Raw genomic sequence first — 15,156 nt, 5'->3', positions numbered from 1 at the left:
AGCCACGGAGACCCCATGCCGTCCTACGCCCGACGCGCCACCTCCCCCTCCACGGACGCCATCCTGCACGTCGACAGCTCCGAGATGTCGCTCCGGCTGCCCGATCGTGCGGGCGTCGTGCGGCAACCGGCCGGTGCACCCGACCACGCCGCCGACCAGGCCTGGTGGGTGCTGCGGTCCTGGCGCACCCGATCCGCCGCAGCGGCCGCGGCGCCGTTGCGTCCGCTGGACGACAACGCCGGCACGGATCCTTCCCATGCCGACCTCGTCGCCGCGGGTGCCGCGCTCACCCGTACCTACCTCGACGGTCCGGTGGGTCAAGCCCTCGCGAACCTGCTGCGCCGCACTCCCGCCCCGTACTCCGCGCACAGCGTGGGCATCCACGTCGTGGATGCACCGCTCAAGGACCTGCCGTGGGAGGCGCTGTGCCACCCGGGTACCAGTTCACCGCTGGCCCTGGACCCACGGGTGGCTCTGTACCGCTCGGCCTCCCCAGGGACCGGCCGTGGCATGGAGAGCACAGGGCGGGGTGGGAGAGAGGGATCGCTGCGGATGCTGGCGATGATCGCCGCCCCAGAGGAGTACGGATTCGCCCGCCTTGACATCGAGACGGAACAACGACGGCTGCTCGACGCCACCGACCACGACGGCCGGCTGGAGCTGGAGCTGTTGGGGGAAGGGAGCTGGCAGGCACTGCGCGACGCTGTGCACGGCGAAGCGTTCGACATCGTGCACCTGTCCTGTCATGGCTACGAACACGGCCTCTGTCTGGAGGGCAGCACGGGCGAGCCGGACCTCGTGCCCTTCGACCGTCTCCTCGCCGCGTTCCCCGAGGACGTTCCGCGGCCCGGTCTTCTGATGCTGTCGGCCTGCGCCTCGGCACGGGGCGCCTCCGAGGGCCCCTTCGTACCTCGCACCGATCTGTCGGCACCGGGCCGATCGCAGCACACCGTTCAACTGCCGGGTCTGGCCGAACGTTTCGCTTCGGAAGGTTTTCCCGCCGTGCTCGCCATGACGGCGGAGGTCAGCGACGGGTACGCCACGGCCTTCGCCGCCCGCCTCTATGAGCGCCTCGCCGAGGACCCGACGTGCCCACTGCCGCGCACGGTCGCTCAGGTCCGCCAGGAACTGGAGCAGCGCCGCCGGCCCGTGCCGCCGGAGGCCCACGTACGCCCGGACAGGCGGCGACCTCTGCCTCCGGCGGAGTGGGGGACGCCCACCCTGTACGCCACAGGTCGCCCCGCCGGTCTGCGCGACACTGCCCCGACGCCGGCCCGCACGCGGGAAGAGCCCCCCAGGACCGGTGGCAGCGCAGCCGACGCCTCAGGCGGCTCTCGCGTCCGGGTGGGCCGTCGGCGAGAACTCCAGTGGCTGCTGCGTGAGTTCTGGCACGCGGCGGGGCCGGTGCAGGTGACGGGGCTCGGGGGCACGGGCAAGACGGCACTCGTCGAGGAGTTTCTGGCCCGAGGGGGTGTGGAGCGGCAGCGCATCGCGCGCTTGGACGACCGGACCTCGGCACTGGAATGCCTCACGCGGATGATGCGGGCCCTGACGGGGCGCGTGGACCCCAAGGCGGCGGATGACCTGTGCGCGCCGGGCCTGCCCGAGGGCGAGCGGGAGCGCCGCGCCCGGGAATGGTTCGACGCCTCCGCCGACGCGTACACCCGCGCACTGGTTGTGTTCGACGCACGCACCCAAGCCCAAGCAGGCGCGGAGGATTCCCTCAGGGGCGTCTTCCTGACGGCATGGGCATCAGTGGGTGACGGCGGCAAGCGACGACTCGTCATCACGTCCCGCTCACCCCTGAACCTGAATGCGCATCTGCGCCCTCCGGCCACCCTGCGACTCGAACCGCTCCCACCGGCCGAGGCCCGCTATCTGGCGCGGCAGGTTCCGGGACTTTCCGTGCTGCGCCCCCAGGACCTCGACCGCCTGACGGACACCCTGGGTGGCCACCCACGCGCCCTCGGCTTCGCGGCGTGTCTGCTACGCGCCACCCCACAGGCGGCCGGCCCGGACATATGGCCTCGCCTCATGGACGTACTGCACGTCCGTGGTGTGAACGACGCCGAGCAGCACGTGCGGGGCGTGGCGGCTCAGGGATTGGGCGCGGTCCTCCGGGAAGCCGCCGTGACGGCGGCCGAGGACGCCGAACTGCCCTTGCTCTGGCCCCAGTTGTGCCCCGACTCCCGCAGCGCCCTGATGGCGGCCGCGGTGTTCCGTACGCCGGTGGCCGCCCAGGCGTTCCTGGCGGTTTCCGGGTCCCCTGCCGACATGGCGGCGGCGATGAGACGTACGCGTACCGCGCTCTCGCGGCCCGACGGGGTCGACGTACTCGCCGAACTCGTCACCGCTGGGCTGCTGTCCCCGTCCCCGTCCCCGTCTCCGTCGTCGGAGTCCGAGTCGGCTCTGCGCTTCATGGTGCCCCGCTGGATCAGCGCCTACCTCGCCGAACTCGCCCCGCAGCCATGGCGGTTGGCTCACCGAGAGGCCACGGCCCACTGGTTTGCCCAGCTCGGGACGACCGACCTGGAACGGGCCACCGATGTGGCCGTCGCCGACGAGGCCAGGTATCACGCCGGGCAAGCGGGCATGACCGACGAATTCCTCGGCATCTCCGGACTGCTGTGCCGACGTCACCTCGCCGCCGGACGGTTCGACCAGGTCAGGGCCCTGTCACGGGAGATCCTCACGGTGGTGCCCGTCGACTCGCCGTTCGCCGCCGACGCCCATGAGGGCATCGGTGACTGCGACCGCGAGACCGGAGACATGGCCGCCGCCGTGGCCGCCTATGAGCGCGCCCTGGCCATCCGACGGCAGGCGGGGGACACCGCGGCGATCGCGCAGAGCCTGCACCGGCTCGCCGTCGCCGAGACGAGCCTGTCCCGGTACGACTTGGCCGACGACCATTTCCAGGAGGCGCTGGCCCTCAGTGAACAGCTGGGCGACCGCGTGGAGATGAGCCGCATCCACCACTCGCTCGCCCTGCGCGCGGACCGGCGCGGCGAACTCGCCGCCAAACGATGGCATCTGGATCGCGCCGACGAGCTGCGCGGCGGGCCAGGTGACCGTCGTACCCAGGCGGCGCGGCTGACCGAGCGGGGCCGCCTGGCCATCGACGAGGGCCGGTACGCCGACGCGTTGCGGTGTTTCGAGCAAGCGCTGGGCCACGACCGCGAGGAGCCCGTCGACCGGCACGGCATCGCCGCGACGACCTTGCTCGTCGCCGACGTCTACCTGCGCCTGGAGCAACCGCACGAGCTCAAGGCCCACGCCCGCGAGGCGCTGCTCCAGAACGAGCGGATCGGGGACACCGACGGAATGCTCCGGGCGTACTCCTACCTGGTGTACGCGGCTCTCATGGAGAAGGACGTCACCGCGGCGCACAACCTCGCGGAGCACCATCTCGCGCTCGCCGAACGGGGCGGGGACATCGAGGACCACGAACTGGCACTGAACCTGCTCGCCGTGGTGGCCCGTGAGGCGGGCGACCTCGGTACGGCGAGGCAGCGCTGGCGAGAATGCCGGGCCAGCGCCCAACGACGCGGCGCCAGGGACTCGGAAGGCCGCTACCTCCACCAACTCGGCGTCGTGGCATACCTGGGCGGAGACCTGGACAGCGCCCGCCAACTCCTGGAGCAGGCCGGACACATCCTCAGCGAAGCCGACGTGGCCGCGGGAGCCGCCGAGACCCTGTGCGCCCTGGCGCGCGTCCTGCTCATCCTCGCAGAGCGAACGGACCGGCCAGACCTCGTGGACGGCTCCCTGCGAGCACTCGCCGAATCCACCCTGCACCTTCATCAGCCGGACGTACAGGACGCCCAACTCACCAGGAACAGAAGCGTGTATGCCGACCTGGTCCGCCGCCTCGGCAGCCGGACAACACTCGCCCGATTGCACACGCTCTTCGACGCACATGAGGCACAGGCCGTTCTGACTCTTCTCGACGGCTGAGACCGGCCACACACCTCGAACTTCTCTGACGGGACCGATCGCCGCCAACCGAGCAGGAGCCACCATGAGCCTTGGCACCGACCAGCAGCGCCAACTGATCGGCTTCCTCGCCGACCTCACCGAAATGCGCTACCCCGGATCGCTGAAGGCCGGGAGCGGACCACCGGCCGACGACATCGAGTTCTCCTTCGTCCACGACGGCGGGCTGGGACTGGTGTGGGCCGACCCGACCCACGGAGATCAGCCGTGGTGGCTGCGCCTCACCGCGGGCGTTGCCACGGAGATCCCCGCCGCCCGCCACAACGACGTACTGCACTGGGTCAACGCACGCAACCTCGAGTTGAATTCGGGCACCTACCTGTGCCTGGTCCACCAGGAGACCGGCGAGGTATCGGTGATCTTCAGCAGCAACCAGATGGGCACGACCTTCAGCTTCCACAGCGAGACGGTCCGCAACTGGTTCGCCGGCCAGCTGTTCACGATCGCCGAGACGTCCGGTCCTGACAGCCGCGCCTGCGTCGCGCAGTTCGGTGGCAGGCCCTTCCGACCCACGGAGGGCGGCCTGCTGCTGGCGCTCAGCCTGGCCCACTGAACCGAAGCTCCGACTCCCGACCGCTCTCCCCGACGAACCCTCAACGCCCGCTAGGAGCACAGACGTCATGGCATCGCGTCGCCCCGCCAAGGACAGCACGGACCTGTACGTGCAACTCTACGGCCGCCCATCGGCCACGCCCCCTGCCGATCCCCCGCCTTCCGCTGCGGCCGGTACGCTGCCGCAGGAGGGGTCGTCCTACTGGAAGGAGGGAGACCGCGACCCGACGAAGCGGCGCGATGTCCCTCAGCTCTTCCCGTACTTCTACCATTGCGTGCTTGCCCGTAACGGCAAGCCATGCCATGGGCGCAACATCGTGGCGCTCATCGAGTACATCGACTCCATGCTGCTCTTTCAGGCGAATCTGTGGATCGAGCGCGACATCAAGGACGTCCGCACCAGCGAGATCTTCCGACAGCGATTCTGCGTCCCGCTGGAGGACTACGAGTTCCCGGAGCAACGCCCTGACGACGTCATCGACTTCCTCTGGGCCTGGCGTACCAGCGCCCGCCCGGGCCTCAGGGAGTTCCTGGACCAGACATACATCGCTCTGTCCAGCCCGGACAGTGAACTCCACAAGTACGGTGCCACGTTGCCGTTCGGAATCTGGCACGGCGGCGATTGATCCGTGGCACTCGGCGGTATTCGATGAGGCCAGCAGCCGGTGGGTGGTAGCCCCACTCGTTGTCGTACCAGCCGAAGATCTTCATCGGGTCGGCACTTGCCTGGGTGAGCGGCGCGTCCAGCACACAGGACGCCGGGTCGCCCACGATGTCGCGCGAGGCGATCGGCGCGTCCGAGACCGGCAGGCCCCCTTTAGGGCGGAGGGTTCCCCGCTGCCAGGTCGCTGACGCGGTCGTCCAGGGAGTCGCGCCGACCGTCATGGTGGCTGGTGACGGTAGTGGTCACTGAATGAGCCCCCTCTGTTGTTCTGCGGGACGCGGTGAACCCTTCATATGGTTCATCCGCCGAGGGGCACCGGGTGTGGTTCAAGAAGCTCTGCCGCTTGTGGCTTCCACTGATTGGTCGCGGTACACCTGAGTGAACGGCGGCGTGGCGAGCCGGCGCTCGCGCTCGCGTGCGAAGGCGGCCCCGTCGGTCCCGACTCGCCTCAGGTCCCGGTTCCGGTGCGGTCCCTCGCGGCCACCACCGGACCGGTCGTGGCGTCGAAGGCATGGGTCACCTCGGGCGCGGTGCCCGCCACGAGCAGTGCGCGGGCGCGCTCCTCTTCGCGGCGGTCCGTGGCCGTGGTCCTGGTGTGGTGCTGGGCGAGATGCTCCGCCCAGGAGGCGACCAGGTAGGTCTCGATGAAGCGCTCCGGCTCCCTGCCGTCCTGATACAGGCCCCAGGACAAGGCCCCCGCGCGCCTACGCGAGCGGGCCACGCGGTTCATGCGGCTGGTGAACGCCGTCCGGTTGGCGGGCGGGACCCGGTGGACGACGGTGACGAGAACGGGTCCGTCGGCCGGTCCCGGTTCGAACACCAGGGGCGGTACGGGCCAGTGGTCCGACGGGCTCGGATCGATGCCGTCCGTGCCGCGCAGCGGCCACCGGCGCAGGGTCGCCGCTCCGGCCAGCAGCAGAGCGCCGCCGATCAGCAGGGCTCGGGTCAGTCCCAGCCACTCGGCCAGCAGGCCCCACAGCGGTGCCGCCAGTGCCTGGCCACCCTGGAACACCAGGAGATAGACGGCGAGGCCACGCGCCCTGACCCAGCCGGGCAGCCGCGCCTGAACGGCCGCGTTGAGCGTGGACAGGACAGCGATCCAGGCGAGGCCGGCGGGCACCAGCGCCACCGCGGCCGCCCAGGGTGTGTGGACCGTGGCCAGCACCACCAGGGCGCCCGCGAAGACGACAGGGCCCGCGGCGAGGACGACGTTGACGCCGCAGACCCGCCGGATCGCGGGCAGCACGAAGGCACCGCCTACCGCGCCGATCCCGACGACGCCGAGCAGCAGCCCGTACCCGCCGGAGCCGAGCCCCAGCGAGCGGCTCGCCACCAGGGGCAGCAGCGACCACAGCGCCGCCCCGCCGGGGATGAACAGTGCCGTGCGCAGCAGGACGCGGCGGACACCCGGGGCGTTCCAGACGTAGCGGCGGGCGGCGTACACGGCGGCCAGCAGTTTCTCGCCCTGGGCCGCGGGGCCTTGGGAGGCGGACCGCCGCCAGCACACCAGTACGGCAATGATGCCGAGGTACGACACGGCGTTGAAGGCGAAGACCCAGCCCGCGCCGGCCGCCGCGACCACGGCGCCGCCGAGCGCCGGCCCGACGGCGCGGGCCAGGTTCATGTTCACGGCGCCGAGTGCGGCCGCCTGCCCGAGCTGTCGGCGTTCCACCAGCTCGGGCTGGAGGGCCTGCCAGGCCGGGCCCATCAGGGCGGTGCCGCAGCCCAGTAGGAAGGTCAGGCCGAGCAGCAGCACGGGCGTGAGGGAGCCGCGGAACGCCAGCACCGTCAGCGCCGTCGAGACGGCCAGCATCGCGGCTTGGGCGGTGATCAGCACAGCCCGGCGGTCATAGCGGTCGGCGAGCACTCCGGACGGCAGGGCGAGCAGGACCACGGGGAGGCTGGAGGCGGTCTGCACGAGCGTCACCAACGTGGCATCGTGCCCGATGAGCAGCCATTGGGCGCCCACCGTCTGCATCCAGCTGCCGACGTTGGATACGAGTTGCGCGATCCACAGCGCGCGGAAGACGCGCGCCGCGAGCGGTGCCCAGGGCGAGTCCCCCGCCGGGGCGCCCTTCGCCGATGGTGCGGTGCTCATGCTGGTCCCTGGCGGTGTGGGAATGCGGGCCGCGCTCCCGGTGCGCGGGGTGCCCGTGCCGTGCGGATGCAGGCCTCGGCCACCGTAGGTCCGGCCTACCGGCGCGACATGACCGAGAGTGCACGGCTTCTGGTCCCTCAGCGAAGCGCCCCTCGGTCAGGGCGTCGCCATAGGCCAGCGGGGCGTGGGCCGCGTCGCGGGCGGCGTCGTCGATCTGGTGGAGCAGTTCGGAGAACGGCTCCCGGTCCGCGCCATCGACGCTCCCGAAGGCCTCGCGGCACACCTCCTCCCCGGCGCGGGTGGTCTCGGCCGGCAGAGCGCCGCCCGCGGGGGTGAGGCTCGACTCGCTTGGCGTGGCGGTCGTCCGGTGCCGGCGTGCGCTCCACCAGGCGCCCGGCGCCAAGCCGCCCACCGCGTCCGTGACGGTGCGCGCGGAAGGGCCGGGCCGCGGGCCAGGGACGACTGCGGGTGGAGCCGTCCTCCGCGGGCAGCCGCAGCAGTTTCGTCCGGCCGGGCGTGAGCCCGCTCGCCACACCCCCCGCTGCGCGAGCTGGATTCGACGGCTCCCCGGCCTTCGGCTGCACCGCCACGTTGTGCGGGTCCGAGTTGTCCAAGTATCCCCGCAGCACGCTCCGCTGATGCCGAGAGCGCACCGGCCGGGCGCAGTGCGCTGTCAGGGCATACGCGGTGCGCTGGCGGGCAACTGCCGGCGTTCTGGCGCTTCTAGCTTTACGGCATCACCCCGAGCGGACGTCGTTTCCGGTCGGGGGTCGTCGCGCCGGACGGTCCGGTCTGCGGCAAGTCCTTGAGGAGCTTTTCATGTCGGATGCTGTGGAGCCGGTCGTGCCGGTGCTCGAACCGGCTGCGGCCGCGTTCGCGGAGGCGACGTCCCGTCCCCCGTTCCTGTTCGAGCTGACGCCGGAGGAGGGGCGCAAGGCGGTGGACGAGGTGCAGTCCGGACCGGTGGAGCTGCCGGACGTGGACGAGGAGTGGGTCACGGTCTCCGGTGGTCCGACGGGGAGCGTGCGGGCGCGGATCGTGCGGCCCGCGGGTGTCGCCGCAACGCTGCCGGTGATTCTCTACATCCACGGCGCGGGCTGGGTGTTCGGCAACGCGCACACCCATGACCGGCTGGTGCGCGAGCTCTCGGTCGGTGTCGGCGCGGCGGTCGTGTTCCCCGAGTACGACCTCTCGCCGGAGGCACGGTACCCGGTGGCCATCGAGCAGAACTACGCGGTGGCCCGGTGGGTCGTCGAGCAGGGCGCCGTGCATGGTCTGGAAGGGGCGCGCCTCGCGGTGGCCGGCGACTCGGTGGGCGGCAACATGAGTGCCGCGCTGACATTGATGGCCAAGGAACGCGGCGATGTCCCGCTGCGGGGCCAGGTGCTGTTCTACCCGGTCACCGACGCGAGCTTCGACACCGGCTCGTACCGCCAGTTCGCCGAGGGCTACTTCCTGCGCCGGGACGGCATGCAGTGGTTCTGGGACCAGTACACGACCGACGCGTCTGAGCGGGCGCAGATCACCGCCTCCCCGTTGCGGGCCACCGTCGAGCAGCTGGCGGGTCTGCCGCCGGCGCTGGTCGTCACCGGTGAGGCCGACGTGCTGCGCGACGAGGGCGAGGCGTACGCGAACAAGCTGCGTCAGGCCGGTGTCCCGGTCACCGCGGTCCGCTTCCAGGGCGTCATCCACGACTTCGTGATGCTCAACGCCCTGCGCGAGACGCACGCCGCCGAGACGGCCATCGCGCTGGCGATCTCCACCCTCCGCACCACGCTCGGCACGCGCTGACACGGCGCCACCGCTGCGGCGGCCGCGGCCGTCTCGATCGCGCTCACCGCGTGCGGCAGCACCCTGCCCCACGCGGCCGGGCCCCGCGCGTCGGTCTCCCCCGCCCCGCGAAGGACCGCCCACGCCCGAACCGCCCGACCTCACGCTCCACACGGCGCAACTCAACGGGATCAAGCAGCACTGGGTCAGCGTCGGGCAGGGCACGCCCGTCTATCTGCTACACGACTTACCGACCTCTCAACTAACCTACATTTCAAGGGAGTTATCCATGTCCACCATCGAGAAGCCGACCGTCGTTCTGGTCCACGGCGCCTTCGCCGACGCCTCCAGCTATGCCCGTGTCATCCCCGAACTGATCGCCCGCGGACTCGACGTCGTGGCACCCGCCGTACCCAACCGCAGCCTGATCGGGGACGCCGCGTACGTCACCTCGATCGTCCGCCAGCTCCCCGGCCCCGTCGTCCTGGTGGGTCACTCCTACGGTGGCGCCGTCATCACCGTCGCCGGCGTGGAGGACAACGTACGGGCGCTCGTCTACCTGGCCGGATACGCCCTGGAGAAGGGCGAGAGCCTCGGCGAGCTGCAGGGCCGCTTCCCGGACTCCGACCTCGCCACCGCGCTCGTCCAGACGCCCTTCCCGATCGAGGGCTCGACCACCCCCGGAACCGACGTGTCCGTCCAGGTCGACAAGTTCCCGGCCATCTTCGCCGCCGACGTCGACCCGCAGCTCGCCTCCGTCCTCGCGGTCTCCCAACGCCCTCTGGCCGCACAGGCGTTCAGCGAGGCAGCCCCGGCCGCGGCCTGGAAGACGAAGCCCTCGTGGGGTCTCGTCTCCTCGTCCGACCACACCATCAACCCCGATGTGGAGCGCTTCGGTTACGAGCGGGCCGGCATGACCACCGTCGAGGTCGACTCCTCGCACCTGGTGATGCTCTCCCACCCCGAGGCGGTCGTCGACCTCATCGAGGAAGCGGTCCGGTCCACCACCGCCTGAGCCGCTGCCCTCCCTACCTGTCACCGCCCGACACTTCGAGGAACCGAAACACATGAACTCACCGATCCCACGTCGCGCCGTGACCGCGTCGCTCCTGGTCGGCGCCGCCGCCCTGGGGACCGCGGGGGCCACGCTCGCCGCCCCGGCGTCAGCGGCCGAACCGTCGGCAAAGCGGCACCGGCCGTCGGCGCGGCCCACCGTCGTCCTCGTCCACGGCGCCTTCGCCGACGCCTCAAGCTGGAGCGGTGTCATCGAGCGCCTGCAGCGCGAGCGCCACCCCGTCCTCGCGCCGGCCCTGCCGCTGCGCGGGCTCGCGAGCGACGCGGCCTACATCCGCAGCGTCCTGGACAGTGTCGCGGGCCCGGTCGTCCTGGTGGGGCACTCCTACGGCGGGTCGGTCATCAGCGCCGCCGCGAACGGGGCGGCGCAGGTCAAGGCGCTGGTCTACATCGCCGCGTTCGTGCCCGAGGTGGGCGAGAGCGCGCTCGCCCTCACCGACAAGTACCCCGGAAGCACCCTCGCGCAGGCCACCATCAGTCAGCACTACCCGCTTCCCGACGGTGGCCAGGGCGAGGAACTCGTCATCAAGAAGGAGCTGTTCCGCAAGCAGTTCGCGGCCGGGGTCCCGGTCGGGACCGCTCAGGTGATGGCCGCCGGTCAGCGCCCGATCGCACTGGCCGCGCTCCAGGAGAAGGCCACCGTCGCCGCCTGGAAGAAGATCCCCAGCTGGTATCTGGTGGCCGGTGAGGACCGCAACATCCCGCCCGCCGCCGAGCGTTGGATGGCCCGGCGTGCGGGCGCCCGCACGGTGGAGGTCCGGGCACCGCACGCGGTTTCCGTGAGCGACCCCGCCCCCGTCACCGAGCTGATCCTGCGCGCCACCCGGTCCGTCCGCGCCGGACGCTGAGCAGGACGACGGCACACGATGGCACTGTTCGAACCCCGGCCGGGGACACCGCGTCCCGACACGACCGAGGGTCCGGCGGCCGACCGGGTGTCCGACGGCAGGGCGTCCGGCACGCCGGGCGCCCTGCGCGCGGACTGGAGCTGTCCTGCTCCTTCCTGGCCGAGGTGCACTCACGGGACACGCTGTACCCGGAGCTCACCGTCACCGGCCTTGAGCCGCAGGGCGACAACGGCGTCGTGGTCACGGCGGCCATGGTCCACAACCAGCGCGGCGTACTCGTGCTGTCCGGACAGCACGAGTACCTGTTGCGGCGATGACCCGCGAGGACCGCACCTGCGGCGCGGCAGGACGTCGCCGGTGCGGGGTCTGGTCATCGGTCAAGGGCAGCCGGGGGCAGTTGGTGCAGCGAACGGCGGTCCGGGACGATGAAGGAACCGCCCCCGTCGCCGTTCCACGCGGCCCGCGCGCTGCGCCATTCGCGAGGCGGGATCCCGTAGGCGCCGCGGAACACCCGGCTGAAGTGGGCGGGGTTGACGAAACCCCACCGCTGCGCCACGGACGCCACGGTCGGGGCGGCCCTTCCGCCCCGGCCCAGCTCGCGGGCGCACTCCTCCAGCCGACGCCGCTGGACGAGCCGCCCGACGGTGATCCCCTCGTCCTCGAACAACCGGTGCAGGTAGCGCACGGAGATGTGGTGCGCCTTCGCGATGCCCTCCGGTGCCAGGGCGGGATCGCCCAGGTTCCGGTCGATGTGGTCGCGGATACGCGCCACCAGGTGACCGCGCCCGGTCTCCTCCTGTGCCCCCGCCTCCGGGGCCGTCTCGGCCACGAGGGTGGCGAAGAGTTCGATGACGCTGGCCGCCAGCCTGCCCGCAGCCGTCGGGGAGTACGAGTCCGTGGAGTCGACCAGCGTCGTCAGGAACGGCATCAGCACCGCGCCGCACCCCTGGCCGGTGCCGACCGCGGTGCCGGTGACACGGGCCAGCTCCGCGTCGGACAGCCCCAACGCCCGGCGGGGCATATGAACGATACGGACGGAGAACCGCTCCGGGTGTTCCACGGAGTACGGCTGCGCGGTGTCGTACACGTAGAGGTCACCCGGTCCGGCGTCGGCCCGCCGACCGCCCTGGGCGAGCGTCGTCCGGCCCGAGACCTGCACGCCGACCCCCACGAACTGCTCGGCCGAGCGTGCGATGTGCGACGCCGTCCGGCCGGCGCGGTACGCGTCCGCTTCCACGGTGGCGACCCGCAGGTACCCCACACGTCCGGTGGTGATCCTGCCGGCGAACGGTCCGTCGCCTCTCGGCGTGACGGCCATGGGCACCCGTGTCCCGGCCATCGCCTCGCACCAGTAGGCGATCTGATCGTCCTCGGGAACCGCGGCAGTGGTCAACACCAGATTCATCCGGTTCTCCTCTCCCTCCACGCATCGAGGCGGAGAGCTCGGATCCGAGCGCACACGGATCCGGGCGAGCGCCGCTGCCGCGAAAGGGCGTTGGCCGGCACCTGGTCCTGCGCGGATGTCCGGTCGGCAACGTCGACGCCCGGTTTCTCCGCCATGTCCAGACAATCAGCGGGCTGTACCGATCTCCAGGCAGAAAGCAGGCAGAAAGCAGGCAGAAGGTCCTGTCGATGCGGATGACTGGTGCTGTGCACGAAGAGAACGGAACCAGTGCGCTCACAGAACGGACTTCTGCCCCCGGCCGACATAACCTCACGGTCAGGAGATGGCAGAAGCCAGAAACCGCCGAGGATCCGAGAAGACCTCAGGCGCCGGACGCTTCGAGGCGAGCGACGCGCTCGCGGGCTTCGGCGACGATCCGCGGGTCGGCACCGGGCCCCATGGCCGCCGTACGCCGGAAGACCTCGTGCGCCTCGGCTGTCCGTCCGGCGTCCAGCAGGACAGTGCCCAGTGCGGAGAGACGGCGGCTCTCCATGGCCGTGTTGCCGTTCTCGTGGTACAGGTCGACGGCGATCCGCAGGTGAGCGACCGCCTCGTCCCACTGTTCGAGCTGCGCGTACGTCACGCCGATGTTCGAGTGCAGTTCGAGGCGGGTGATGACGGCGACGTGCGGTTCGATGCGATCGCGGGCCTCCTCCAGGAGGGCGTCGACGCCCTGATACGCGGCGAGGGCCTCTTCGGTCCGGCCCTGCTCCATGAGGCCGACGGCGTGGCCCTGCTTCGCCTGAAGGGTCCCGTGCAGGTCTCCCGCCGCTTCGAAGAGGTCCGCGGCCTCACGGACGTCTTCGAGCCCCGCCTCCTGTTCGCCGAGTTTGCGCAAGCCCCAGCCCCGGTAGGCGTGGGCCCAGGCCTGCTGCGACGGGTCACCCGCCCGCCGCGCGGCGGCGAGGGCTTCGGTGGCACGGTCGACGCCTTCGCGCGGGCGCCCTTCGCACACGATGAGAGCCCAGGCGTGGTAGTTGGTCTGGGTCGCTTCCAGAAGAGGATCGCCCAGCGCCCGCGCAGCGCGCGCGGCGCTGGCGAAGACCTCCGGCCAGTACCCCCAGAAGATCCACTGGTCGGAGAACCAGTGCAGCGCCTCGGCCACCTCCACCACCGTGGCGTGCTCACCGGCCTCCGCGGCCGCGCGAAAGGCGGCCAGCCAGTTGGCGCTCTCGGCCTTCAGCCACTGGAGCGCCCTGTCGGCGGAAGTCAGATCCGCGGTCCCGCGCCACGTGGCGGGCGGGGCACCGTGGTCCGGCTCGAACCAGCGGCCGGCGACCACGGCCGTCTCCAGCAGCCACCGGTACAGATCGGTGCGGACCCGCTGGATGTCGTCCGCGCGCTCCTCGGCCTCCAGCCGGTCGCGGGCGAACAGGCACAGCAGGTCGTGCAGGCGGTAGCGGTCCCGGTCGGTGCCCAACAGCCCGGCCTCCACCAGCTCCTCAAGGGTGTCCTCGGCCTCGAACAGGCGCTGACCGGTCAGGCAGGCGGCAGGCGGGGCGCTGGTGTCCGGCCCCGGGACGAGGGAGAGGCGGCGAAAGAGGCGGGCGGCCGTCGGGGTGAGCTGGCGATAGGACAGGTCGAACGCAGCGGACACCCGTACGTCACCGGCGGCCAGCGCGTCCAGTCGTCGCTCGTCCAGCGCGAGGCGGTCGGCGAGGCGGCGCAACGACCAACCAGTGCGGGTCGCGAGCCAGTTGCCCGCCACCCGTAGCGCCAGCGGAAGATGTCCGCAGCGCCGGGCGACCTCGTCGAGGGCGGTCGGATCGGCCTCCGCCCGCTCCGGTCCGACGAGGGTGGTCAAGAACGTGGCGGACTCGTCGGGACTCAGCTCGCCCAGCGGGATGCGGTGCACACTCTCCAAGCCCGTGAGCATGCGGCGGCTCGTCACCACGACCATCCCGGCCCCGGCGCCCGGCAGCAGCGGGCGCACCTGCGCCTCGTCGCGGGCGTTGTCGAGGACCAGCAGGACCCGCCGGTCGGCCAGCAGCCGCCGGTACAGTCCGGCGTGTCCCTGGGGCCCGGCCTTCGAGAGCTCCCGGTCGGCCACCTGAAGCGCCCTGAGCACACTGAGCATCAACTCGGCGGGGCCCGGTGGCGCATCGTCCATCCCGCGCAGGTCCAGCACCAGCTGCCCGTCCGGGAACCGGTCGGCGAGCTCCCTCGCGGCGTACAGGGCCAGCGTCGTCTTGCCCGTGCCCGGCGGTCCGGACACGGCGACCGCCACCGGGTGGGACCTGCCGCTCCCTGGCGCGCTGGTCACCTCTGTCAGGCTGCGGGAGGCGGCCCGCTCGGCGAGTTTCGTGAGCCGGGCGAGTTCCTGCTCGCGGCCGACGAAGTCGTCTATGCCGCGGGGAAAGGTCCGTACGCCCATGGGGCTGTAGCCCGAGCTGCGACCGCTGCGAGCGACTTCCAGGAGCCGCTCCCGGTCCGCCTCGCTCAGCCCGAGACCGTCGGCGAGCGCGGCCACCGTACGTCGCTGCGGGGCGGCCCGCCGCCCCCGCTCCAGGTCCCCGATGCCCCGCACGCTCACGCCCGACGCCTCCGCCAGGCCCTCCATGGTCAACGACGCGGCCAGCCGGAACTCCCGCAGCACAGCCCCGAAGGACGCCTGCTCACCGCCCACCCCGCCCCCGTCCTCACCGTCATGCCGTCACCGAAACCCCCTGCGCATGAGCACCAAGATTCTACGAGCCTTTTGTCACCGCATTTG

10 protein-coding genes and 1 pseudogene are annotated in these 15,156 nt (G+C 71.6%); 7 read left to right on the top strand and 4 right to left on the bottom strand.

Annotated elements, in window-relative coordinates:
• Positions 1 to 15: 15 nt before the first annotated feature.
• The 3 genes from ACZ56U_RS05935 (at position 16) to ACZ56U_RS05925 (ending at position 5,171) form a co-directional block, all read left to right on the top strand.
• A complete protein-coding gene (locus ACZ56U_RS05935; protein WP_469082798.1) occupies positions 16 to 3,954 on the top strand; it encodes a CHAT domain-containing protein in 3,939 nt (1,312 codons plus the stop codon).
• Between the two features lie 64 nt (positions 3,955 to 4,018).
• Positions 4,019 to 4,546 (top strand): hypothetical protein, encoded by a 528-nt coding sequence (locus ACZ56U_RS05930; RefSeq protein WP_469082797.1) that lies wholly within the window; start codon positions 4,019 to 4,021, stop codon positions 4,544 to 4,546.
• 67 nt (positions 4,547 to 4,613) lie between these two features.
• Positions 4,614 to 5,171 carry a hypothetical protein gene (locus ACZ56U_RS05925; protein ID WP_469082796.1) on the top strand — a complete coding sequence of 186 codons (558 nt, stop codon included), beginning with the start codon at positions 4,614 to 4,616 and terminating at the stop codon, positions 5,169 to 5,171.
• Between the two features lie 46 nt (positions 5,172 to 5,217).
• Here the strand turns inward: ACZ56U_RS05925 and ACZ56U_RS05920 are convergent.
• Positions 5,218 to 5,361, bottom strand: a pseudogene (locus ACZ56U_RS05920) (type I glyceraldehyde-3-phosphate dehydrogenase); the annotation flags it as partial.
• Between the two features lie 296 nt (positions 5,362 to 5,657).
• On the bottom strand, positions 5,658 to 7,307 hold the full coding sequence (locus ACZ56U_RS05915) for an MFS transporter (protein WP_469082795.1): 1,650 nt from the start codon (positions 7,305 to 7,307) through the stop codon (positions 5,658 to 5,660).
• Positions 7,308 to 8,126: 819 nt separating this feature from the next.
• Between ACZ56U_RS05915 and ACZ56U_RS05910 the strand changes: the two genes are divergently transcribed.
• From ACZ56U_RS05910 to ACZ56U_RS05895, 4 genes are all read left to right on the top strand, one after another.
• A complete protein-coding gene (locus tag ACZ56U_RS05910; protein WP_469082794.1) occupies positions 8,127 to 9,098 on the top strand; it encodes an alpha/beta hydrolase in 972 nt (323 codons plus the stop codon).
• Positions 9,099 to 9,366: 268 nt separating this feature from the next.
• Positions 9,367 to 10,092, top strand: coding sequence for an alpha/beta fold hydrolase (locus ACZ56U_RS05905; RefSeq protein ID WP_469082793.1), 726 nt, complete (start codon positions 9,367 to 9,369; stop codon positions 10,090 to 10,092).
• A gap of 52 nt (positions 10,093 to 10,144) precedes the next feature.
• Positions 10,145 to 10,999, top strand: a complete 855-nt coding sequence (locus ACZ56U_RS05900) for an alpha/beta fold hydrolase (protein ID WP_469082792.1) — start codon at positions 10,145 to 10,147, stop codon at positions 10,997 to 10,999.
• 164 nt (positions 11,000 to 11,163) lie between these two features.
• A complete protein-coding gene (locus ACZ56U_RS05895) occupies positions 11,164 to 11,316 on the top strand; it encodes a hypothetical protein (RefSeq protein ID WP_469082791.1) in 153 nt (50 codons plus the stop codon).
• Between the two features lie 53 nt (positions 11,317 to 11,369).
• Here ACZ56U_RS05895 and ACZ56U_RS05890 read toward each other — a convergent pair whose 3' ends face one another.
• Together ACZ56U_RS05890 and ACZ56U_RS05885 are read right to left on the bottom strand one after the other, a co-directional pair.
• The gene (locus ACZ56U_RS05890; protein WP_469082790.1) at positions 11,370 to 12,404 is read right to left on the bottom strand and encodes an AraC-like ligand-binding domain-containing protein; all 1,035 of its coding nucleotides are present in this window, start codon (positions 12,402 to 12,404) and stop codon (positions 11,370 to 11,372) included.
• A 361-nt stretch (positions 12,405 to 12,765) separates the two neighbouring features.
• Complete coding sequence (locus ACZ56U_RS05885) at positions 12,766 to 15,069, bottom strand: ATP-binding protein (RefSeq protein WP_469082789.1); 2,304 nt, start codon at positions 15,067 to 15,069, stop codon at positions 12,766 to 12,768.
• Positions 15,070 to 15,156: the final 87 nt, after the last annotated feature.

The sequence above is a fragment of the Streptomyces sp. NPDC034103 genome (assembly GCF_055575395.1).
Note: the sequence above shows the minus strand (reverse complement) of the source record. Positions and strands in the feature narration are given on the sequence as shown.

Bases quoted from the DNA above. Each gene is read 5' to 3' on its own strand.
- ACZ56U_RS05935 (WP_469082798.1), top strand. From the start codon at position 16: ATGCCGTCCTACGCCCGACGCGCCACCTCCCCCTCCACGGACGCCATC.
- ACZ56U_RS05915 (WP_469082795.1), bottom strand. From the start codon at position 7,307: ATGAGCACCGCACCATCGGCGAAGGGCGCCCCGGCGGGGGACTCGCCC.
- ACZ56U_RS05925 (WP_469082796.1), top strand. From the start codon at position 4,614: ATGGCATCGCGTCGCCCCGCCAAGGACAGCACGGACCTGTACGTGCAA.
- ACZ56U_RS05910 (WP_469082794.1), top strand. From the start codon at position 8,127: ATGTCGGATGCTGTGGAGCCGGTCGTGCCGGTGCTCGAACCGGCTGCG.
- ACZ56U_RS05890 (WP_469082790.1), bottom strand. From the start codon at position 12,404: ATGAATCTGGTGTTGACCACTGCCGCGGTTCCCGAGGACGATCAGATC.
- ACZ56U_RS05905 (WP_469082793.1), top strand. From the start codon at position 9,367: ATGTCCACCATCGAGAAGCCGACCGTCGTTCTGGTCCACGGCGCCTTC.
- ACZ56U_RS05930 (WP_469082797.1), top strand. From the start codon at position 4,019: ATGAGCCTTGGCACCGACCAGCAGCGCCAACTGATCGGCTTCCTCGCC.
- ACZ56U_RS05900 (WP_469082792.1), top strand. From the start codon at position 10,145: ATGAACTCACCGATCCCACGTCGCGCCGTGACCGCGTCGCTCCTGGTC.